At 45.1% G+C, this 22,146-nt stretch carries 19 protein-coding genes and 1 tRNA gene; 14 read left to right on the top strand and 6 right to left on the bottom strand.

Annotated features, from left to right (window positions below):
* Positions 1 to 139: 139 nt before the first annotated feature.
* A complete protein-coding gene (locus QUA78_RS19780) occupies positions 140 to 763 on the bottom strand; it encodes a hypothetical protein (protein WP_333304662.1) in 624 nt (207 codons plus the stop codon).
* Between the two features lie 276 nt (positions 764 to 1,039).
* Positions 1,040 to 1,366 (bottom strand): YbjQ family protein, encoded by a 327-nt coding sequence (locus QUA78_RS19775; RefSeq protein ID WP_172184303.1) that lies wholly within the window; start codon positions 1,364 to 1,366, stop codon positions 1,040 to 1,042.
* A 150-nt stretch (positions 1,367 to 1,516) separates the two neighbouring features.
* Here QUA78_RS19775 and QUA78_RS19770 point away from each other — a divergent pair, with 150 nt between their 5' ends.
* Both QUA78_RS19770 and crtO read left to right on the top strand, forming a co-directional pair.
* Positions 1,517 to 2,617 (top strand): tetratricopeptide repeat protein, encoded by a 1,101-nt coding sequence (locus QUA78_RS19770; RefSeq protein ID WP_333304663.1) that lies wholly within the window; start codon positions 1,517 to 1,519, stop codon positions 2,615 to 2,617.
* Between the two features lie 454 nt (positions 2,618 to 3,071).
* Positions 3,072 to 4,769 carry a beta-carotene ketolase CrtO gene (gene crtO / locus QUA78_RS19765; RefSeq protein WP_333304664.1) on the top strand — a complete coding sequence of 566 codons (1,698 nt, stop codon included), beginning with the start codon at positions 3,072 to 3,074 and terminating at the stop codon, positions 4,767 to 4,769.
* A gap of 72 nt (positions 4,770 to 4,841) precedes the next feature.
* On the opposite strand, the gene QUA78_RS19760 is transcribed toward crtO, so the two are convergent.
* The gene (locus QUA78_RS19760) at positions 4,842 to 5,642 is read right to left on the bottom strand and encodes a HEAT repeat domain-containing protein (protein ID WP_333304665.1); all 801 of its coding nucleotides are present in this window, start codon (positions 5,640 to 5,642) and stop codon (positions 4,842 to 4,844) included.
* A gap of 192 nt (positions 5,643 to 5,834) precedes the next feature.
* Positions 5,835 to 6,059 carry a polymorphic toxin type 34 domain-containing protein gene (locus QUA78_RS19755; RefSeq protein WP_333304666.1) on the bottom strand — a complete coding sequence of 75 codons (225 nt, stop codon included), beginning with the start codon at positions 6,057 to 6,059 and terminating at the stop codon, positions 5,835 to 5,837.
* A 301-nt stretch (positions 6,060 to 6,360) separates the two neighbouring features.
* Between QUA78_RS19755 and QUA78_RS19750 the strand changes: the two genes are divergently transcribed.
* The 5 genes from QUA78_RS19750 (at position 6,361) to QUA78_RS19730 (ending at position 10,900) form a co-directional block, all read left to right on the top strand.
* Positions 6,361 to 7,461, top strand: a complete 1,101-nt coding sequence (locus QUA78_RS19750) for a saccharopine dehydrogenase NADP-binding domain-containing protein (protein ID WP_333304667.1) — start codon at positions 6,361 to 6,363, stop codon at positions 7,459 to 7,461.
* Positions 7,462 to 7,861: 400 nt separating this feature from the next.
* Positions 7,862 to 8,215, top strand: a complete 354-nt coding sequence (locus tag QUA78_RS19745; RefSeq protein ID WP_333304668.1) for a hypothetical protein — start codon at positions 7,862 to 7,864, stop codon at positions 8,213 to 8,215.
* A gap of 282 nt (positions 8,216 to 8,497) precedes the next feature.
* Positions 8,498 to 9,019, top strand: coding sequence for a hypothetical protein (locus tag QUA78_RS19740; RefSeq protein ID WP_333304669.1), 522 nt, complete (start codon positions 8,498 to 8,500; stop codon positions 9,017 to 9,019).
* A gap of 214 nt (positions 9,020 to 9,233) precedes the next feature.
* A complete protein-coding gene (locus QUA78_RS19735) occupies positions 9,234 to 9,383 on the top strand; it encodes a hypothetical protein (RefSeq protein ID WP_333304670.1) in 150 nt (49 codons plus the stop codon).
* Positions 9,384 to 9,574: 191 nt separating this feature from the next.
* Positions 9,575 to 10,900 carry a hypothetical protein gene (locus QUA78_RS19730; RefSeq protein ID WP_333304675.1) on the top strand — a complete coding sequence of 442 codons (1,326 nt, stop codon included), beginning with the start codon at positions 9,575 to 9,577 and terminating at the stop codon, positions 10,898 to 10,900.
* A gap of 355 nt (positions 10,901 to 11,255) precedes the next feature.
* On the opposite strand, the gene QUA78_RS19725 is transcribed toward QUA78_RS19730, so the two are convergent.
* Positions 11,256 to 11,543, bottom strand: a complete 288-nt coding sequence (locus tag QUA78_RS19725; protein ID WP_333304671.1) for a hypothetical protein — start codon at positions 11,541 to 11,543, stop codon at positions 11,256 to 11,258.
* A gap of 145 nt (positions 11,544 to 11,688) precedes the next feature.
* On the opposite strand from QUA78_RS19725, the gene QUA78_RS19720 reads away from it, so the two are divergent.
* The 6 genes from QUA78_RS19720 to QUA78_RS19695 all read left to right on the top strand — a co-directional run bounded on the left by QUA78_RS19720 (position 11,689) and on the right by QUA78_RS19695 (position 20,775).
* Positions 11,689 to 12,579 (top strand): ion channel, encoded by an 891-nt coding sequence (locus QUA78_RS19720; RefSeq protein WP_333304673.1) that lies wholly within the window; start codon positions 11,689 to 11,691, stop codon positions 12,577 to 12,579.
* Between the two features lie 62 nt (positions 12,580 to 12,641).
* Positions 12,642 to 12,989 carry a DUF433 domain-containing protein gene (locus QUA78_RS19715; protein WP_333398979.1) on the top strand — a complete coding sequence of 116 codons (348 nt, stop codon included), beginning with the start codon at positions 12,642 to 12,644 and terminating at the stop codon, positions 12,987 to 12,989.
* A gap of 193 nt (positions 12,990 to 13,182) precedes the next feature.
* The gene (locus QUA78_RS19710; RefSeq protein ID WP_333398978.1) at positions 13,183 to 14,358 is read left to right on the top strand and encodes an exonuclease SbcCD subunit D; all 1,176 of its coding nucleotides are present in this window, start codon (positions 13,183 to 13,185) and stop codon (positions 14,356 to 14,358) included.
* A gap of 202 nt (positions 14,359 to 14,560) precedes the next feature.
* Positions 14,561 to 17,602: an SMC family ATPase gene (locus QUA78_RS19705; protein ID WP_333306269.1), complete on the top strand. Its 3,042-nt coding sequence runs from the start codon at positions 14,561 to 14,563 to the stop codon at positions 17,600 to 17,602.
* A gap of 85 nt (positions 17,603 to 17,687) precedes the next feature.
* Positions 17,688 to 18,860, top strand: coding sequence for a pyridoxal phosphate-dependent aminotransferase (locus QUA78_RS19700; protein WP_333306271.1), 1,173 nt, complete (start codon positions 17,688 to 17,690; stop codon positions 18,858 to 18,860).
* 16 nt (positions 18,861 to 18,876) lie between these two features.
* A complete protein-coding gene (locus QUA78_RS19695) occupies positions 18,877 to 20,775 on the top strand; it encodes an aminopeptidase P family protein (protein ID WP_333306273.1) in 1,899 nt (632 codons plus the stop codon).
* A gap of 165 nt (positions 20,776 to 20,940) precedes the next feature.
* On the opposite strand, the gene QUA78_RS19690 is transcribed toward QUA78_RS19695, so the two are convergent.
* Positions 20,941 to 21,019, bottom strand: a tRNA-Thr gene (locus QUA78_RS19690).
* A gap of 77 nt (positions 21,020 to 21,096) precedes the next feature.
* On the opposite strand from QUA78_RS19690, the gene QUA78_RS19685 reads away from it, so the two are divergent.
* Positions 21,097 to 22,026 carry a tyrosine-type recombinase/integrase gene (locus QUA78_RS19685; protein ID WP_333306274.1) on the top strand — a complete coding sequence of 310 codons (930 nt, stop codon included), beginning with the start codon at positions 21,097 to 21,099 and terminating at the stop codon, positions 22,024 to 22,026.
* Positions 22,027 to 22,146 lie beyond the last annotated feature (120 nt).

The following is a 22,146-nucleotide window of genomic DNA, read 5'->3' as shown; positions in this document are numbered from 1 at the left end:
TCTGCCTCCACTGAAAAACCTGGAGGCTTTGCCTCCAGAAATGCGTTTTCTGGTAGAATCTGGGAACGATAAACAAACAAAAAAGCACCTAAAAAATAGTGCTTTCATGAATATAAACTTTCCATGTCCGATCGAACTTTTACGAGTGATGGCGAGGGGTGCGCGCGCCCGCAGATGCTCCTACCATCGAAGCAACTAAACCCAATAGCGAGCCGAACAAAAACGACCAACCAGCTTTCGCAGCATTACCAGCAATATTGCGAGCATCCTGAGCAGATACGTTAGGCGCTTGGTTCGGCAAATTCACCCCGCTCTGCTGCGCTTGATTAATCGCTTCTCCTGCATTCGCAGCTACTACGCCAAAAGTACCTGCTACGCCATTGGCTAACAGCCAAGAGCCAATTGTTAAGGTAGTTGCCCACAAAATTGCTCCGTTCAAAAGCGCTGTGCTCCGGTTCATCGGGCCGCAAGCGCGAGCAGTTACCCAACCGCCAACGCCCAAGCTAATTAACAAACTAATAATTGACCAAATTCCGACGCCGGTACCTACGTCCCCTGCAATAGTGCGCGGAGCTCCTGAATTAGCAATGTTGCTCAACCCGATCGCAGCGCCCAATGCACTTAAAACTAATTGCGTGGCGATCGCAATTACCAAACCTGAAAAAATCGGACCCCACCGCACTCGATCGTGGTATTCCATGACTGAATTCACCACCACGGGTTCGGTACCAACGTTATCTACAGGTCTATTTACATATGACATAGGTTTTATTTTCCTCTGAGAGTTGCTTTAATTTTTAACAATCTTTCACCTAAGCATTGATTGTGGCTGAGATTGATAGACACTATATCTGCCTGGGGAAATAACCACTATCTATGTCTGAAGAAAGAAACGAAAAAGTCATCAGCCCTCAGCCAACAGCTATTAGCTAATGACTGATGACTGATGACTGATGACTGATGGCTGATGACTATTTTATCCCGTTAGAAAAGTTCCCGGATGTATACAGGAAATGCGGACGTATAGAGAAAATACAGCTTAACGCAATCTTACAGCCGTTCCAACGGCAGTAATCAGCAGCAAAGCCCCGCTCGAGTCTACATTAATCGTGCCGGTGTCAACTTCCACCCCGATTACGGCATTCGCGCCCAGGCGCTGAGCCCGTTTTTCCAGTTCCGCGAGGGCATCTCGCTGTCCTTTGAGAAACACTTCCTCGTAACTGCCGGTGCGCCCGCCGATGATGTCGCGAATGCCCGCGAAGAAATCTCGCAGGGCGTTGGTGCCGTAGACCACCTCAGCAGTTACAATTCCCAAGTAAGATTGAATTTCTGCTCCTTGGATGATATCAGTTGTTGTTACAATCATCAGTTGGCCTCAAATGCGAAAATTTTGAGTTGGTCGAGTTCTGTAGGTTTACTACATCTCGCCGCTCAAAAATTCCAGGCAAACCCTAAGCTGTCAGTTTGGCAAGCTGACAGCAGTTCGCTCTTTTATTCCACACACTCTTTGAAACAAATGGCCGTCCACAAACAAAGTCTCTTGGTATTCAGTACGCTGTTAGTAGTGGGATTCGCTGTCGCAGCGCCGCAGATAGCGTTCTCAGCGGAAACGTCAGTTGAAGTTAAACCTAAAAATGATTCAAATTTAGATGCTCTGCTGCGACAAGGGCGCGAGTTCGTAGATTTAGGAGACTACAGTAAGGCAATCGCCATTTATCAGCAAGCGGCGCGTTTAGATACAGAAAACCCGCGGATTTTTTCTGGTATTGGCTATTTAGAAGCGCGTCAAGGCAACTATCAAGCCTCAGTGGAATTTTACCAACAAGCGATCGGTCTCGAACCGAACAATGCTGACTTCCAATACGCCTTAGGATATGCTATGGCGAATTTGCAAAACTATCCCGCAGCAGCCGCAGCTTACCGCCGCGCCGCTGTGCTCGATCGCAAAAATGTCAATGCCCGGATCGGTCTGGGAGTGGTACTCTTTCAGCAAAAAGATTACAGCGGTGCTTTTAAAGCATACCAAGAGGCGATCGCCCTCGATCCGAAAAGTTGGCAAGCTTATTCTTCAATGGGTTTAGTATTGATGCAGCAGGGAAATTTTGCCAGTGCAGTTACCGTGCTCCAAGAAGCAGCCGAACTCGCTCCCAAACAGCCCAGCGTCCAGTTAAAATTAGGTACTGCTTTGCTGCGGACTGGCCACGCTTCCGAAGGACTAGCAGCTTTTGAAGAAGCTGCCAAATTGGAGCCCCGGAATCCAGAAGTGCAGTTAGAAATTGGCGAACTTCTCAAGGCTCAAAACGACTTCGACGGAGCGCTGGTAGCTTATCAGCGGGCTATTGCGGTGCGACCTAATTTAGTGGCAGCACACGCAGGAATCGGGGAAATTCAACTGGAAAAACAAGATTTTTTAGGAGCGATTAACACTTTTCGCCGAGTGATTCAGCTCGATCCAGATCGGGCAGAAGCTTATTACAATATGGGTACGGCACTCAAAGCGCGCGATCGCAAATCCGAAGCAATTGAAGCTTTTCAACAAGCCCTCGACACTTACCGCCAGCAAGGCAACAATGATGGTGCAGAAAAAGCTGAGGCAGCATTGCGGGAACTAAAGTAATATTTCTCAATGTACTAATTGGTAATTGGTAATGGGTAATTAGTTTTGAGTGTTGAGTAAGTAATTTTTCTACGGCTTAACTCATTCCAATCGCAGGGTTGCGAGGAAGGAAACAATCTCAAAACTTTTTCTCTTGTCTGTAGCCTCTTGCCTCTTCCTCCGTTTAAAAAACTCGGGTTTATCTGGCAGATATTGCTGATGCTTAACTTTTTTGGGAAGCGCAGATAAACTCGACTAAATGCTGTATAATACTGGGGCGATTGTTGAGAGGGCGATAGCTCTGAAAATCCGAGAGGAAATTAGGGCGATCGCAGTTAAATATTTGCTACAGGCTCTCTCTTTTGTAAGATGCTCAAACTCATCTCTTAAGATGAATCTATTTCTATTGGTAGAGACTGCCAAGTTGTTAACATTTGTAAAATAAGCAAAATATCCTATCCCCAGAGCTTCATCTATGCAAACGTATGACGTGATTATCATAGGAGCAGGTCACAACGGACTGGTCTGCGCCTCTTATCTCCTGAAAGCGGGATATACCGTCCTGTTGTTAGAAAAACGTTCGGTTCCCGGCGGCGCGGCAACTACTGAAGCTGCGATTCCCGAATTGCCAGATTTTAAATTCAACCTTTGCGCGATCGACCACGAATTTATCCATTTAGGGCCAGTTGTAGAAGAATTAGAACTGGAAAAATACGGATTAGAATATCTTTACTGCGATCCAGTCGCCTTTTGTCCGCATCCCGACGGCAAATATTTCTTAGCGCACAAATCCGTAGAAAAAACTTGTGCTGAAATTGCTCGGTACAACGAGCGCGACGCTAAAAAATATGCCGAATATACAGACTTTTGGCAGCGGGCTTTAGGTGCAATGATTCCCATGTTTAATGCGCCACCAAAATCCCTCATAGATATTGCCGGCAACTACGATATTGCAAAGCTCAAAGATTTATTTTCAGTGATAGGTTCACCCGACAAAACGCTGGACTTTATTCGCACGATGCTCACCAGCGCGGAAGACATTCTCAACGAGTGGTTTGACGAGGAATTTATCAAAGCACCCCTAGCAAGATTCGCCGCAGAACTCGGCGCGCCTCCTTCCCAAAAAACCCTTGCTGTAGGCGCAATTATGTTGGCAATGAGACACAATCCCGGCATGGCAAGACCGCGCGGAGGGACGGGTGCATTAGTGCAAGCGCTGCTCAATTTAGTGAAAACCTATTCAGGTGTGGTACTTACCGACCAGCACGTCGAAAAAATATTAATTGATGACGGTCGCGCTGTGGGAGTTCGAGTTGCCGGCGGCACGGAATACCGCGCTACAAAAGGTGTCATTTCTAATATTGATGCTAAGCGCTTGTTTCTGCATTTAATGGATGACAGCGATGTCGATGCTGCTGACCCGAATTTGCGGGAAAGATTGGAGCGCAAAATTGTTAACAACAACGAGACTATTCTCAAAATAGACTTAGCTCTCAATGAAATGCCCAAGTTTGAGCGCTGGAATCATCGGGACGAATATTTAATCGGTTCGGTTTTAATTGCAGACTCGGTGAGACACGTTGAAATCGCTCACAGCGACCCTTCAATTGGCAGAATTCCCGACTCAGACCCATCGATGTATGTGGTGTTTCCGACGGTACTAGACCCGTCAATGGCTCCCCCCGGACATCATACGGCTTGGATTGAATTTTTTGCTCCTTACATGATCGAAAATGCTGAAGGAACGGGCCAGCACGGTACGGGGTGGACGGATGAGCTGAAAAACAAAGTTGCCGATCGCTGCATTGATAAATTAGCAGAATATTCACCGAATATCAAGAATTCCATTATCGGCCGCCGCGTGGAAAGTCCGGCAGAATTAGGAGAGCGTTTGGGGGCTTTGAAGGGGAATTATTACCACGTTGATATGACACTAGATCAGATGATATTTTTCCGCCCTTTGCCGGAGTTGGCTAATTACAAAACGCCGATCGACGGTTTGTTTCTCACGGGGGCGGGAACGCATCCGGGCGGATCGATTTCGGGTATGCCGGGACGCAATACCGCTCGCGTTTTCATGCACTCGCAGCAGCCTTTCGCGCAGACTTTGGCAGATGCGGCTAATTCTCTGAAAGCGAAGGGTAAGTCGGTATTTCGGAGTAATGAGAAGTAAGATTTTTAGCAAGCGCAGATGAACGCAGATAAACGCAGATGAATCACATCTGCGTTTGTTTGTATTGATTTATCAGTGTGCGAGTGCGAGAATTTTTTCTGGTTGATTCCCTGTGAAGGGAAAACGATTTGCGATCGCCCTCAATACCCTTTCTAAATCGGGAGCATCTTTCGCCAATGTTGGCTGATCCTCCCGTTCGGTCAAATCTGTTAAAATATTCAGGATGATCGTTGCTAAATGTTCATCAGCATTATCCAACAAACTCAATAGCTTCTCGATATCTTCTTTTGCCCCCAACCAGTACCTCGCTCCCAGCAATTCAGCTTTTACTGATAAAGGAAGCTCTAATTTTAGATACTCTTCAAGTTTTGGCAATAGCTGCGGCGTACCTAAAAGCCCGATCGAATTAGCAGCATACCCTCTAACTGCTTTATCTTCATCCACATCAAGCAGTGAAAGCTCCAGAGTTTCTATAGCGGATGGTTCTTCTAAATATCCAAGAGTTTCTGCTGCTGATGCGCGAACCAGTGCCGAAGGGTCATTTCTGAGAATATATTCTATTGGTGCAACCGCAGGAGTATAATCAAGTTCTCCCAGTGCCTCAACTGTTTCAGACCTAACCAGTTCTTCTGGATCGTTTAGCAAAGGCATTAATGCAAGGCCAACTGTCTCTACTTCCTCTGAACCCAGATAACCTAATGCCTCGGCTGCATCGGCTCTAATTGATTCATCGGCGGATTTTAGCAATCTTAATATCTTCGGTACAGCCTCATAAACTTCTGCATCTACAAGCTGTATCAATGCTTCTGTTTGCAGGGCATAATCGTCAGAATCGCAATAATCTAGCAGTGTTTCAGTTGTCAGCTTATCCATAATTTTTGCACCTCCCTAAATTTTAGTGCTTCCAGCCTAGGTTATTTTCACACTTAGTCAGTTAAATTGAATGGTATTACGCAAGTATCAAAATGACTAAGTGTGAGTAATTCGACATCCCCCAAAACTCTCTAAATTTCGTGGTACTACACTAATTGCAGACTAATTTTGGGAGATGTTTCTTTGAGCAGCTTACCTTGTAGTCTTCTTCTTTTTGCCGCTGTATCGGCTATGTCTGCCACCAAAGGCTTTCTGGGTTGTTTTAATTTTTTCCTTTTTTTCTTTATCGTTATCGCGTTTAGCTTGCTGTTTCAATATTTCGAGTGCTTCAGGCATATCTGATGCTTCTTTTTCGGCGATTAGTTGTTTAGCTTCTTCTACAATACCCGTATCAGCTACATTACCTTCTGCTGTCATAGTGTTTTATATTTGGTTTATTATATGGTGTTTTATTTTTGGTTTATTATAAGGGAGTATTAAAAATATTACGCACTGTTCATATTCTCATAGTCTAACTCAGACATCCCAACCTTGTCAATACTTGGGTGGGGGTTTATTGAACTTGTATGCAATTAGTTTGATTTATTGGTTTTCCCCGCCCCTCTGGGGTTATGGACATTGGTGCAAGATATGAGTTATCACAAATTCATCCTTTGTGCAGATGCAAGTTATGCGCGAAAATATAGAAACTCAGATTAGCGTTACCCTTTTTTGAGCGATGGCAAACCGAGTTTTGATTGTCGGGGGCCGAGGACGAATTGGCAGCAGCGTTGCCGAAGACCTTGTTACCCATACCGACGCAGAAATTACCGTTACCGGACGCAACTCTGAAGCCTCTATTGGGCCTGGATTGCCGCCGGATAGGGTGGAGTATCAAGCTTTAGATTTAGCAGACAGTGCAGCCTTGCACCAAGCGGTTTCATCCTCTAACCTCGTCGTTCACTGTGCCGGGCCTTTTCACTACCGAGATGCTAGTGTACTGAAAACTTGCATAGAAGCAGGTGTTAATTATACTGATGTCAGCGACAGCCGCAGTTTTACTCGCAGAGCTTTAGAATTGCGCGAAACAGCTAAAAATGCTGGGATTACTGCTATTATTAACACGGGCATTTTTCCCGGTGTGTCTAACAGCATGGTGCGCCGAGATGTGGAACAATTAGATGAAGCAGAACACATCCATTTGAGTTATGTAGTAGGAGGTTCTGGCGGTGCTGGTGTTACAGTAATGAGAACCACTTTTTTAGGCTTGCAAACACCTTTTGACGTTTGGGTCGATCGCAAGTGGCAACAAGTAAAACCCTACAGCAATCGCGAAACAATTGAATTTCCCACACCCTACGGCAAAACAGGGGTTTACTGGTTCGATATGCCGGAAGCAATCACTTTGCCCGAAACTTTCCCCGTTAAATCCGTTGTGACTAAATTTGGTACGTCTCCCGACCTTTACAATCACCTTACCTGGTTTGTTGCCAAGTATTGGCCCGCTAGCTGGCTCAAAAATAACTCCGTGATTGAATTTCTCTCCTACGTCAGTTACGGGATGACCAGTGTTACTAATAGTTTTAGTGGGGTTGGTGTGGCAGTGCGATCGCAAGTGACCGGTCTCAAAAACGGTCAACCCGCTAAAGTTTGCTCGACAGCGGTACACCCCAATGCTGCCGCCGCTACTGGCATCGGTACTGGCAGCATAGCTCAATTAATGTTAGAAGGAGAACTAAAAAAACCGGGCATTTGGTCGGTAGAGCAAGCTCTTTCTACCGAATTATTTGAACAAGCGATGCAGAGTCGCCACCTCAAGATTAATCAAGAATCTTTGTAAATTTTGGCTTGAAATGCGTTGGGATGTTTGTCGAGTTGCGAATAACTGAAATGGCGTAGCAATCTCAATCAGGCTTTCATAAACAGGCTTTTGTGTCTCTGATACAAGAAAGTTTATTTGTTGTGGAACGGGCAATCATAGCCTGTTACTGAGCATAGTACCTGATGTGAGGAATCTTCTATTTAGGAGCGGAGCGAACTAATCTATCTTTTGGTAGAAGTAAACTTAACGAGCAGGCGTTTAATATATTTCACAACACGGTAAATATTCCTTTTCGCTGTCTCTGGGCGCAGCACTTGCAACCAAAGTTGCCCCGATCGCTAAATTATGAAACGTGCGATCGCAGTGAAGGGGTGACAAACACCATAATCTTTGCGGAAAAATACGAGGAGAAGTTGATATGAAGCGGGTTTTAAAAGCTCTCGGACAAACATTGAGCCAAAGCATTTTGCTGGTCTGTACGCTGGCTTTCATTGGTCTGCTAGGTCTAGCGGTAGTACCCAGTCAGGCTGCTTACGCAGGTCAAGACAGGAGTCAGGCGCAGCAAGAAGCTAAAATTACTGACCCCGCAGAAAGTTTTGAGGATCTGAATCCCCAAGCAGCTTACGATGAAATAGTCAAAACCTCTCAAAATCCTGCAAAGGTCGAGAAAGCTTACGACGAAAGCTTAAAGGAGTACAAGGGAGAACACCCGCAAGAAGGCATAGTTAAAAAAGCTGAAGATTTGATCCAAAAGGTAACTGGCAAGGAATAAATCAAGAGATTTTTATCTAACTCAAGTTGCTGGTAAGTACAGAGTTTCTGTGAGTACACAATTGAGCATAGCTCTGGACTGACTTTAACCTAATTATGTAGGGTGCGCAGTGCGCACCTTATCGCGTTAGAATAGGGTGTAAAACTAGTTTTTGCGTCGAAAAAAAATCCTGTTTCCCCTTCTTTTTAAGCTAGCAGATTCATCCTGAAGGCAGATGAATACAGAGTAATTGAAAAGGTAAACTGAGTAATAGTTACAGTTAAATAAAAGGAAAAAAATATCATGAGCGATGACAAAAAAACGGTACATGAACCTGATGCTAACCTCGACCCGCTTTCCGGGGAAACAGGGGCTCATCCAGTAGGAACGGGTATTGGCGCGGCGAGTGCGGGTGCTGCGGGTGCTGCGATCGGCGGTGCGATCGGTGGGCCTGTAGGAGCAGTTGTCGGCGCTGTTGTGGGTGCGTTTGGCGGCGGTTTGGCCGGCAAAGGTGTGGCAGAGGCGATCGACCCCACGGTAGAAGAGGCTTACTGGCAAACTAACTACAGTTCCCGTCCTTACGTGGACACGAGCGCGACTTACGACGACTATCAGCCTGCATACCGCACCGGTTATGAGGGATACAGCCGCTATGGCGGTACTGGTAAGAGCTTCAACGAGATCGAACACGATTTGCAGCGCGACTACGAAACAAATCGCGGTAAGTCTAATGTGGCTTGGGAAAAAGCGAAGCACGCCACGCGCGACGCTTGGGATCGCGTGGAACGCGCTGTTCCTGGCGACATTGACAAAGACGGCCGCTAAGGGCTGACGCCAAGTATTTCTCAGTCTGGGATGCACACAAACTCCAGCGTTCCGGGTTTTTTACCCCTGGTGGGGAATGCAGCGAAGTGTTTTGATAAAAAAACCCGGTTGCTGCGTCTTGGACTGTTGTTGATACCTGGGACTATTTTTAACGCGAGTTTAGCTAAGTTTTTGGGGATTTTCAGCCCCTCTCTACATCGGGGAGGGTATTTTTATGCTCCGTGGAAATCGCATTTTTCACCACGATTTTTATTTCACAGGAGTACGAGCCGCAGAGTACGGAGCGAGATGTAGAGGCTTTGCTGTGGGGGACGATCGCACTCCTAAAAAACGCTTTTTACAAAATCGGGATGCTTCTGTTTGAGATGGGCATTTTTTTTTGACTGTTAGCCTTAAAATTAAACTAATTCAGGACTGAGGCATCGATCGCATATTTCTGTCATTGTTCGCGATGCACATTAGCCGCAGCCGGAGCGTGAAAGCGTTCGTGGCCTCAAATCCGATAATTGTTAATCTAAATCCTCTGATTCAAAATCGGTATAAATTGTGGATGAAATGCTGGAAAGAGCTTGGACACTCAAGCAAAATTTAATTGACTTTGTGCTGGATGCTGAGGGAGAGTTAGCGGTAGCTTTGGAAGCTTATGCTGCCGCTCGATCGACCGGCGAGCGCTACGACATTGCTCAGCAAAATCAAGTGATTGACAGTTTTACAGTTGAAGGTAAAGTCGGGGAGAAAACGCCGATCGACCTATTTGTCGAAAGTCAGCCGGATTTAACCCAGAGCGATCGCAGCTTGCTAGAAAGTTGGCGGCATAGAAGCTTCACCGGCTTATTTGAAATCACTCAGCTTTTCCCCGACAGCTTTGAACTCACGAACTGGCTGACAGCTAAGCACTACGTTGTTAAGCCCAACAGCGCTAATTTCCTGCAAGAAATGTCTCGCTTTAAGTTAGGAGAAATCTTGCGGGCTCGGATCGCTCCTCTCACCGATGACTGGTGGATACTCTCGGGCCCTCCGATACCGATGGGGAAATTGGGCAAGCCGAAGTTGGCGGTGGCGATCGGCAATTTCAAGCAAAATCACAAAAAGAATTTGTACAGCGATGCGCCGGAATTGTTAGAGCAAGCTTGGCAGTCTGTAGAACAGTACCACGAAGATTTTACCGAATTTTTTGGCACCGATGAAGTGACGCAATCGGGATATCACCTGAATAAACAGTTGGCTGAATTTCAGGAATTAATGACTAAAAAACGCCTAGCTGATATCGGCATCGATCAAAGTAAATCTCTGGCGGATATCGTTGAAGATGCCGGAGTCGATGCAGAAGAAATTAAAGCAGCAGCTATAGCAGCAGCCGGTGCAGATCCTGCTTCAGTTGAGGTCGCGATCGATAGCGATCCTCACTCAAAAATGGTAATCCCGAAAGTCGAATTGCCCGATCGCTTCAAGAAAGCCGAACAGGTGACAGCACTTTCTCATCCTCGCTGGGGACAAACCTTTTTGTCTACTTACGCTCAATTTACTGCAATGCTAGCAGCCGAAGACTTTTCTAGCATTCCCGGTTACGAGAAGCTGGTTCGCAACTATCTAGAAGATCCTGCAATTAATGCCTGGATTTTCCAGCGGTTAGCGAAAGTTAATCCAGCGAAATTAGAACAAATTTTGCAAACTGTATTGGAACGCCCAGACTTTCAGATCGATCGCGATTTAGATGCCCTGCTGCAAGACTTTAAAAAACCCTTAGAACCCGAACTCCCGGAAATTGCCAGCGTTCCCTTGCACCTGCACAACTTATTTCAGGAAGCTTTAGGCGAAGTTCACAAATCAAAGTCCAAACCGCAGGAGAAAAAGAAAAACTCTAAAGGCTTTAAATCCTGAGCAACTAAGTTCGTGACATACCCCTACAGGCTTTGCTATCGCCTACAGTGCGGCTCACCAACTCCACCTCATGTTATGCGCTAACGCGCCCGCTTCGCCAACGGATACTCATTGAGATTGCCGCAGCCAAAAGAAGGCAGGAACAGAATGACAATTTCAAGTACGAGTACGATCGACCCTAGCCATTTTGGGCGCGTTAGTCTGCATCCCTCACATCATAAACAATTAAACAAGCTCACAGCTAACTGTGAGCTTATTGCCCGGTAATATAACTCAATTAGCTTTGCAGTCAGGACTTTAGTTTTTCTTCACCGCGATCGAAAGAACTGAAGTCCTCACTACAAAGGCCTTTTTTTTAATCTTCAACTCGTCGGACAGCCATGCGTTGCAGCGGCAGGCTGAGTATGCTAGAAGCGGTCAACAAGTAAGAAAGAACCGTAGTCAGCTTCAAACTGAGCAATAACCAGCTATCTTCTGGTAGGTGAAGTTTCAGCCCGAAAAAAGAGATGCAGTACACTATCCAGTAAGTAAAGCTCATCTTGATTAGGATTTCCTCGCTCAAAGTGCGCTCGTCCGTTGGCTGCGAGTTGCGATTATCACCCAGCAGGACTAGACCCGCAATAGAAGCCACAAAAGAAACCATAACGAGATAGTCATGCCAGTTAAGCTCAACCATTTCTAAACTCCGCTTTTATCCGAATTTTTGGAATCAGACATCAGTCTAAAGGATAAGTTTTCCCGCTCAAAGCAATAGTTACAAATTGAAACAGCCGCAGTTACAAATCGCAATGAAAATTCACCGCAACCGCCAGCCACAAGCTCGTTTAGTCAGCCGCAAAGGACAATTCTCCTTAAATATTGTCAAGTTGGGAGTACCTCGCCTGCATTTTGCCGACCTCTACCACAGGCTGCTAATTCTTTCTTGGCCGCGATTTTTCATACTCATTTGTCTGTCGTATACAGTCACGAATTCTTTATTTGCCTTAGCTTACTTGGCGGGAGGAGATTGCATTGCTAACGCGCGACCGGGTTCTTTCAAAGATGCCTTTTATTTCAGCGTGCAAACAATGGCGACGATCGGCTACGGCGCTATGTATCCGCGCAATGATTACGCCAATACAATAGTCGCGATCCAAGCGCTTTTTGCTTTGTGGGGAGTGGCGATGGTGACGGGACTGGCTTTTGCTAGATTTTCTCGACCAACAGCTAGAGTTATCTTCAGCCGCGTAGCTGTAATCGCTCCTTTCAACGGCGTTCCGACTCTGATGTACCGCACCGCAAATCAGCGTTTCAACCAGATTTTAGAAGCGCAGCAGCGAGCTACTTTGATCCGCGACGAGGTAACATCGGAAGGAGAATTTATGCGGCGTTTTTACGATTTGCAATTGATGCGGAGTCACTCTCCGATTTTTGCATTAACTTGGACGGTTATGCACCCAATTGACGAGAGCAGTCCTTTGTACCAACTTACTGCAAAAGACTTGATGGAACAGCAAGCGGAAATTGTAATTACGTTAACAGGAATTGACGAAACTGTTTCGCAAAATATTCACGCGCGACATTCTTTTGTGGCGTCGGAAATTCTGTGGAATATGCGGTTTGTAGATATTATTTTGAAATCGGCGACGGGAGGGCGGGTGGTTGATTATACTCGGTTTCACGATGTGAAGCCTGTTTAATGAAAGTTTTGATTTAGCCACCAGTGCTAGAATACCTGTATGGCAAAAAAAAGTTAATATTTATGAACTCAATAACTGCAAATACGACACTGAAAGAATTGCAACCGCAACTCTTAGCTTTAACTCCTGAAGAGAAGGCTCAAGCTATAGAATTACTAGCCCAAAGTTTAAGAAAATTTTGGTCGGGAATTCAAAAGACTCCCGGCGTGTGCGGCGGCGATGCTTGCATCAGACAAACGCGAATTCCTGTTTGGGTGCTGGTGAATGCTCGCCGTTTAGGTATTTCTGAAGCTGAACTCCTAGAAGACTATCCGACTCTGCGTGCCGCTGATTTGGCGAATGCTTGGGCTTATGCTGAGGCATATTCTGATGAGATTGAAATAGCAATTAGAGAACAGAAAGAGGCATAAACTGTGGCAGATATTTATACCGCGATCGCACAAAGCATTAAAACTGAGATATTTTACCATTTTAAATCAGGCTTTTATGAACGGGCAAGATGCCCGTTCCACAAAGAATGAATTTCTTGTGGAACGGGCAAGATGCCCGTTCTTGAAAATGGTACAACATCTCAGTTAACATAAACAAAATACTCCTCGTACTATGCGAATAATTCATACTGCTGACTGGCATTTAGGGCGACGTTTTCGAGGGATCGATCGCACTTCCGAAATTGCGATCGCCCTCGAACAGATTTTGAAGCAAGCAAAAGCCTTGGATGTCGATGCTGTGCTCGTTGCGGGCGACATTTTCGACGTGCCCAACCCTCCCGCTTACGCCGAACGCATTGCTTATAACTTTTTCTGCGAACTCCAAGCGGCAGGAATTCCCGCAATTGCGATCGCCGGTAATCACGATTCGGCATCCCGCATCGACAGCATCGCGCAATTGCTTTCCCTCGCCGGTGTTCGCGCTTTAGGCAAACCCAGGCGATCTGCAGACGGCGGCACGATTACTCTCAATACAAAAAGCGGTAAACTTTGTGTAGGAGCGATGCCTTTTGCTTCCGAACAAAGACTGTTAGATGCTAATTCTCTCTGGCAGTCTGGCGATGCCGATCGTCGCAAAGATTACCGCGAAATAGTAGCATATTTACTCGAAGATTTAACCAGGGATTTTAGAAACAATACTGTCAATATTTTGATGGGACACATGAGCATTGACGGCGCTCGATTGGCAAAATCCGAAGTCGCTTATTACACGCGAGAAAAATACCTGCTGTCATCGCAAACTCTGCCGCCGGAAGCTCAGTATATTGCCCTCGGGCACATCCACATTCACCAGCGGATTTCTGAGACTTCTCCCGCTTATTATTCGGGTTCTTTGATTCAGTTAGATTTTGGAGAAGCGGAACAGGAAAAAGGATTTTGCTTGATAGAAGTTGAGCCGGGAAGTCAGGCAAAGGTGGAATTTAAGCCTGTGACTTGCCACAAGCCGTTAAAAGTGCTTAAATGTCATAACGACAATCTCGATAAAACTTTACAAGCTCATCAGTATCATCCTGGTTTCTTGAAAGTAATTGTCGAACTGGACAGTCCGCAAATCGGACTTGCCGATCGAGTGCGTCAAATCTGTTCTCAAGCGCTGTTAATTGAACCGCGCTATCCAGATGCAGCGCTAGAACCAACAGAAATAACTAATATCGATCCCAATAATTTCGATCCGGCAGCAGAGTTTTGCAACTATTATCAAAACCGATTGGGAACGACACCGAAACCGGCCGTATTGGAGGAATTTAAAAATTTGTACAAGAAGTTTAAGGAAACAGTTAATAATTAAAGGGGTAAAAAGATACAATCCCAAATCAAAAATCTCAAATTAACTGGTTCCCAGGCTCCGTCTGGGAACCGATATGACTCTTGCTCTGCCTCCCGCTTAAATAGAAACATAGGAGGCAGATGCTCCCGATCTGCTTTACCAGGCTCCACCTGGTAAAGAGTAATAGAAATCCAAAATCTAAAATCTAAAATCTAAAATCAGTATGCGTCCACTCGAACTTATTCTCGAAGGATTTACCAGCTTCCACCGCGAACAGCGTTTAGATTTTTCTCAACTCGATTTGTTTGCAATTACTGGTGCTACAGGTGCGGGCAAATCTTCACTGCTAGATGCCATGACCTACGCTCTTTTTGGCACGACAACTCGCAGCGGCAAACAAGTCAGTGATTTGGCAAGTCAAGGCAGCGAAAATTTAAAAGTGCAGTTGCGTTTTTCTGTGGGTTCGGCACAGTATCGGGTGACCAGAAGGTGGCGTTTTCGTCCGAAATCTCCCGAAAATAAGGTGATTTTAGACAACTGGCAAAATGGTCAATGGGAAACTTTGGGGACGAGTATCGTTGCTGTTCAAAATACCATTGAACAGATTTTAGGAATGGATTTTGATACTTTTACGCGAGCAATTGTTCTGCCTCAAGGCAAGTTTGATGAGTTTATTAAAGGGGATACTTCAAAACGCCGGGAAATTTTGCGGCAGCTAGCGGGATTTGAGATTTTTGAGCAGATGCGGAAGGAAACAAATGAACTCGCAAAGTTGCTGAAACAAGAACGGGAAATGGTGGAAAGGCAGTTAGCTGATTTGAGTGCGCCGACGGCGGATGAGGTGGCTCAAAGACGATCGCAACTTTTGATTTTAGAGCAGCAGTTGCCTGAGTTCGATCGCGTTGTGATGAAAGCTCAGAAGGATCTAGATGAAGAGGAACAGCTATTTTCGCAAATCGCTCGCTGGCAAGAGCTGCAACAACAACTGGCTAAATTAAATGCTAATTCTGCTGAGATGAAAATTTTAGCACAGCGTTTAGAAAGAGCGCAAGCTGCCAATCATTTACAGGGAGATTGGGCTTTAGTGCGATCGGCTCGCAGTCAGCATGAAACTGCCGAACGTGCCTCGATGGCAGCGCGAAAACTGTTAATTAAAGCTCGTTCAGAGCTAGCAGTAGAGCAGCAGAAAATTGACGAGGCAAAAGCCAAAGAAAAGGCATTAGCGCCACAAATTAAGGCTCGCGAAGATGCTCTAGCTGCTGCGAAAGTATATGAAGAACAGCGCGCTCAATTAGAAAAAGAAGTTGCGCTAGCCCAAAAAATTCAACAAGAAAAACTCCGCTTTTTTCAAGCAGCAGATAAAGAACTGCAAGGTGCTAACACTAAAATTCAAGGTGCGGGTTTTCGAGTAACTCAAACAGCCGCACAGCTCGAACAGTATTCGCTGGGAGGAAAGCGTTTAGAGCAATTGCAGCAAATTGCACCCTTATTGATGGAATTTCAGCTATTTGCCAAGCAGGGAAAAGCTCAGGAGCAACAGTTGGATAAATCTATCGCAGAGAAGGAAAGGGCTCAACAGAGTTATGTGGAGGTTGCCACTAATTTAGAAGCAGCCGAAATCAGGCTAAAAGAGTGCAGCCGCGAGTTAGAAGCGGCGGAAACCGCTAATGCGGAAGCGGCACGTTTAGAGAGTGTTGCTGCTGTCAGAATGTCGCTGAATTCTGGCGATACTTGCCCGGTGTGCGGGGGGGTGCATCCTGAGAGCGATCGCCTGCCTCCTTTGCCGAATTCTAATATTGTCGATCTCACTGGTTTGCGGCAGAAATTTGCGGCGGCAAATCAGGCTTTTCAAGCTGCTCAAAGGTTGGAGGCTGAGGGAAAAAGCGCAGTTTCAGCCTGCCTGCAAAAAGAGTCGGAAGCTGCTCAAATGTTGGAATTAACTGCGAATAGAGTTGCCGAATTGCAGCAGCAAATCGCTCAAATTCTGGAAACTCCTCAGTGGGAAAGCTTGGGGTTGCAGCAGGAACTCGCAATACTTAAAGAGAGCGATCGCCAATACCGCGAAACCGAGCAGCAGTTCCAACTGGCATCATTGGAATATGATAATTGTCAGCAAAGGTTTAATTTTGCTGTGGCGACTCAAGCAGCTAAACAACAAGAATATCAAGATGCGATCGCCGAATCAGACCGCAGACAGCAGCAGTTGCAAAGTTGTGTAAATGCGCTTTATCAAATTACCGAATATCAACCTTATCCTAATTTAGCAAAAGCCTTAGAAGAAGATAAGCAAGACTTGGCTAATCTGTTGAAAGTTGCCGAAAAATCCTATCAAACTGCTCAAAATACGGTTATTCAAGCAGCAGAGAGAGAGCAACAAGCTGGAGAGGTTTTTGGACAAGCCCAGGCCCATAAACAGCAACTAAACCTGGATTGGTCAGCAAAATTAACAGCGGCTGATTTCACAGAAGAGACATTTTTAGCAGCGGTTGCGACTGTTCAGGAACAATCGCAATGGGAAAATGCTATTCGTTCTCACCGCGAATCAAAAATTCAGTTAGAGACGCGGGCGAAAGATTTGAGCGAGGCGATCGCAGGCAGAACTACCGATGAGAATAATTTAGCACAAGTGCGATCGGCAAAACATACCGCCCAAGAAAACCTCAAACAAGCCAACAACAACCGCGCCGAACTTTTAGCTTGGATTCAAGTAGCAGCTCAAAATCTCGAACAAGCCGAAAGACTGTCACAGCAAATCACAAATTTCACAGAACAAGAGCAAACTTATCACACCTTAGCGCAGAATCTCAAATCCAACGAATTTCAATCCTACATTTTAGAACATTTAGAAGCAGAATTAGTCGGCAGTGCCACATTAATTTTGCAAGAATTAACCGAAAATCGCTATAAACTAAGAAACCAAGACGGCGAATACTGGGTAGCAGATAATTGGAACGGCGGCGAAGCTAGACGAGTACGCACTCTTTCCGGCGGTGAAACCTTTGCCACTTCCTTATCAATGGCTTTAGCGTTGTCAGAAAAACTGTCTCAAGGAGCTCACTTGGGCAGCTTATTTCTCGATGAAGGATTTGGTACTTTAGATACCGAAACTCTCGAAAGCGTTACTCAAATTTTAGAATCTTTGCGGCAGCGAGAAAGGCTTATTGGAGTGATTACCCATGTTCGAGAATTGGGCGAAAGATTGCCCGCACAAGTTAAAGTATTTAAGTCGCCGCAAGGTTCTAAAATAGAATTACATAGATCCTGAAGTGGAGAGGCGCGTGCGTGAAATAGTAAACTTGCTTAAGGACGTACATTATCACTAAACCAGCTCCTACAATTACCTATAATATATGATAAAAAATCACGCGACTCGAATGCAATCGGTACAGTCGCCCATAATTCCAGTAGTTGGCGAACTGATTCGCCAAAATCCGGGAACGATATCTTTAGGACAAGGCGTAGTTTACTACAATCCGCCACAAGAATCATTTGATAAAATTCCCGAATTCTTCGCAAATCCCGACAATCACAAATACAAAGCTGTCGAAGGAATTCCACAATTACAGGATGCTATTGCAGCCAAACTCAAAACAGATAACGACATAGAAATTAATAGCAAAAACTGCATTGTCGTTACCGCCGGCAGCAACATGGGATTTACCAACGCCCTTCTCGCTATTACCTCGGCTGGAGACGAAGTTATTATCCAATCCCCTTATTATTTCAACCACGAAATGGCGGCACTTATGGCAAATTGCCGACCAGTGATAGTAGAAACCGACACCAACTATCAACTTAATATCGATGCTATAAAAAAAGCAATTACCGACAAAACGCGAGCCATCGTTACGGTTTCACCAAATAATCCCACTGGTGTTGTTTATTCGGTCGAAGCACTCCGGGAAGTTAACGAAATTTGTCGCCAGCACAACATATATCACATCAGCGATGAAGCTTACGAATATTTTACTTATAACGGCGTCAAACACTGTTCGCCCGCCGCTTTTCCCAACAGCAGCGAACATACAATTTCTCTATTTAGCCTCTCCAAAGCCTACGGTTTTGCGAGTTGGCGGATCGGGTATATGGTAATACCAGAACACTTGCTCGTTTCAGTGAGAAAGATTCAAGATACAATCTTAATTTGTCCGCCGGTAATTTCTCAGTATGCAGCCCTGGGAGCCTTGCAAATTGGTAGAGGTTACTGCGATAATTATGTAAGGGCGATCGCATCCGTGCGGCAACTCGTATTAGACGAACTCAAGACCATCCCAAACTTGTGTACAATTTCCCCAGCAGCCGGAGCATTCTACTTTTTCTTGAAAGTTGATACTGAACTCGATACAATGGAATTAGTGGAACAATTAATTCGCGAATATCACGTAGCAGTGCTTCCCGGTACAACCTTCGGCATGGATAGCGGCTGCTATTTGCGCGTTGCTTATGGTGCTTTGGAAAAAGCAACCGCCACCGCAGGTATTAGGAGATTAGTTAAAGGTTTGAAGACAATTTTAAACAAGTAAAATAGGAAATTTGAAAATGGTTGCCACTAACTTAAAAGCAAATACAAATATTCAAGATACCTCCGCTGCAAAACTGGCAGACTTGCGCGATTTGATGGCCGATTACGACTTAGATTGCTATTTCATCCCAGCGGTTGACGAACACTTAAATTTATCAGTTCCAGCAGCCAAGCAACGGCGAGCTTGGATGTGCGGTTTTACGGGTTCCGCCGGTGATTTGTTGGTGGGCAAAGATTCCGCTTGGTTGTTTGTGGATTCCCGCTATTACGAACAAGCAGAATTGCAAGTAGATACTGGAATTATTCAAATATCGAAACTGGGCTTAGAAGGAAATTTAACTTTAATTGAAACTTTAGAAAAGCTGGTTGTAGAATCAACACAAGAATCAACTAAAATTCGCCTGGGTTTTGACCCGTTTACAGTAGCGACAGAGCACTATCAAAATTGGGTGAAAAAATTCGCGAATGCAGAGATTGAACTCATACCAATCCGGGAGAATTTGACAGACAAAGTGCAATCGCAAACTCCTTGGCAAACAGCAGAGACTTTACCCGCGATTGATGCAGAACCCATATTTAGCTTACCTGCATCCCTGACAGGAGAAACCGCCGCCGAAAAATTAGCCAGAGTCAGGGAAGCGATGCAAAAAGCCAACATCGATGTGCTTCCGATTACCAACCTGAATCAAATAGCGTGGCTGTTCAACCTCCGAGGCTCGGATATTCCCCACATTCCCATTTTCATATCCTATGCCATTGTCACCACAGATTCAGCGTTTTTGTTTACAAACACCGAACGGATTTCACTAGAAATCAAGCAAGAATTGCGGGCGGATGTAACTTTGCTTCCCTACGCAGACTATCCGCATACATTAGAAACTTGCGTAAATTTGCCGAAAAAAGTTCGGGTACTTTTAGACCCGAAACACAGCACAGCAGGCACGTACCAGTTAATATTAAACCATCAAGAAGCGCAGTTCTACAACATCGAAATAGTTTTTGAGAGTCATCCGGTAGAAGGGATGAAAGCTCGCAAAAATCCGGTTGAAATCGAGCAGATGAAATCAGCCAATTTCAAAGCAAGTCGAGCTAAAACTTTGACTTTAAAGTGGTTGACAGAACAGCTAGAAAATTGTAAGGTAGTGACAGAGTTTGATGTCAAGGAAACCATCGAAAGATTTTACCAGCAAGAAACAGATTTTCAGACTTTAACTTTTAGAACGATCGCAGGTGCGGGAGCCAATAGCTCGATCGTACATTACGGAACCCCCAGCCCAGAAGTTACCTTAAAACCCGGAGAATTGCTGCTGCTTGACTCAGGCGCGCAATATTTAGCAGGTACAACCGACGATACGAGAACAGTAAGTATCGGAGAACCGACGGCGCTACAAATAGAACACTACACCACAGTCTTAATCGCGCACATCAACTGTGCAATGCAGCAATTTCCCAAAGGAACAACGGGAGCGCAATTAGATGCGATCGCCCGTGCAGTATTATGGCAAGAACAGCTAGACTACGGACATGGCACCGGGCACGGAGTCGGCGCGTTTTTAGCCGGTCACGAAGGGCCAAACGGCATCAGCAAATCTGTGCAGTATCCCCTGGAAGCCGGAATGGTAACCAGCATCGAACCGGGATATTACGAACCGGGATGGGGCGGAATTCGCATCGAAAATCTTTATGTTGTCAGGGAAATGCCCTCCAAAAACGGTACGGTTTGGTACGGATTTGAATCGCTGACGTATATTCCGTTTGAGCGCAAATTAATAAATGTCGATCGGCTGTCACAGACTCAACTCGCATGGTTAAATAATTATCACGCTTCGGTAGTCGAGAAATTGGAACCCGTACTTGATGCAGCAGCAATTGAATGGTTGAAAAAAGCCTGCGCTGCGTTAGGTAAAGCCTTGTAATTGGTCGCACATTTAACTTGTGCACCTATTTTTATTAAAACTCTTGTGGAGTGGGCTTCTAGCCCGCTCCAAAGGTACAAAATAGCAGATATCAGATAGGGACACGGCAGTGCCGTGTCCCTACTGTATTTAATCCGATATTTAATCCGAGTGAAAACTGCTATAAAGCTGGTGACAAGACTCGAACTTGCGACAGGCTGATTACAAATCAGCTAGCTTTAACTACTTTTGAGGTAAACCAACGGCTGGAAGCTCTACTAGATACCCTCTGCAAAGAAACTGGGTATGAGGCGGGTATGAAATTTACCCATACCCAAAATCATGTTTATCACCCCTGATGACAGCAAAGATGGTGTAGTAGCTAAGTACGGTAAGGTTTCGGTAGAGCGATTTCAAGGTAGCTATCGTATTCGCTGGCGGTTCAATGGTCAGCGTTACGTCATAACAGTCGGTAAAGCTGATACTGATACTACTCTCAAGGTAGCCAGTGCTAAGGCTCAAGAAATCAACAGCGATATCCTAATGGAACGCTTCGATGAGAGTCTAGCTAAATATTCCCCTAAACACGCACAAGCACTAGCACCTGTACAACGGGTAACTAAGCTCAATCTAGCTGATGTTTGGGAACACTACAAGGAAGCCAATGTACAGCGAGTAGCTAAAACAACTCAAAAAAAAGACTGGAAAGAAGTAGAGAGGTGCTTAACTAAAGTTTCCAGTGAAGCTCTTGACCTTGACAATCCTCACTTACTATTGCAGGAATTATTGGAGCATTACAGTTCCAGCACCCTAAAAAAAGCAATTGCTAACATCAATGCTGCCTGCAACTGGTCTGTTGAAACTAAGTTAATCAGTGATAATCCCTATCACAATCTCAAAAAGCAACTGCCTAAAGGACAAAAAAGCAAACGTTCTAAAGAATGCTTTGAGCCTGAAGAAGTTAAAAGCATTATTCAGTCATTCTCAAGTAATGAATTCTGTTCACCTGCTAGTGCTTACTCTCATTCCTACTACTCTGGTTATGTAGAGTTTCTAGCTTTAACAGGTTTCCGACCAGAGGAAGCAATAGCTCTCAATTGGAATGATATCAAAGAAAGAAATGGGAGGACTGTGATAGTGGTTAGCAAAGCCTACTCAAAGGGAGAGTTAAAGGATACTAAAACCTACAATACTCGAATTTTCCCTTGCAATGAACAACTTCTTAGCCTCTTAAGACGCATTCCTAAACGTCAAAATGAAAATAATCTATAGCGATCGCAAATGGTTTGTAAATCATAAATCCTGTATTATGAGGTATGTGAATCTAAGTAGGAGTTGAAATGACTCAAAAGAAATCGTCAGAAAAAATCGGAGAGGATGAAGTCGAAGCCT

The organism is Microcoleus sp. K4-B3, from assembly GCF_036704615.1.
Taxonomy (GTDB): Bacteria; Cyanobacteriota; Cyanobacteriia; order Cyanobacteriales; family Microcoleaceae; genus Microcoleus.
Note: the sequence above shows the minus strand (reverse complement) of the source record. Positions and strands in the feature narration are given on the sequence as shown.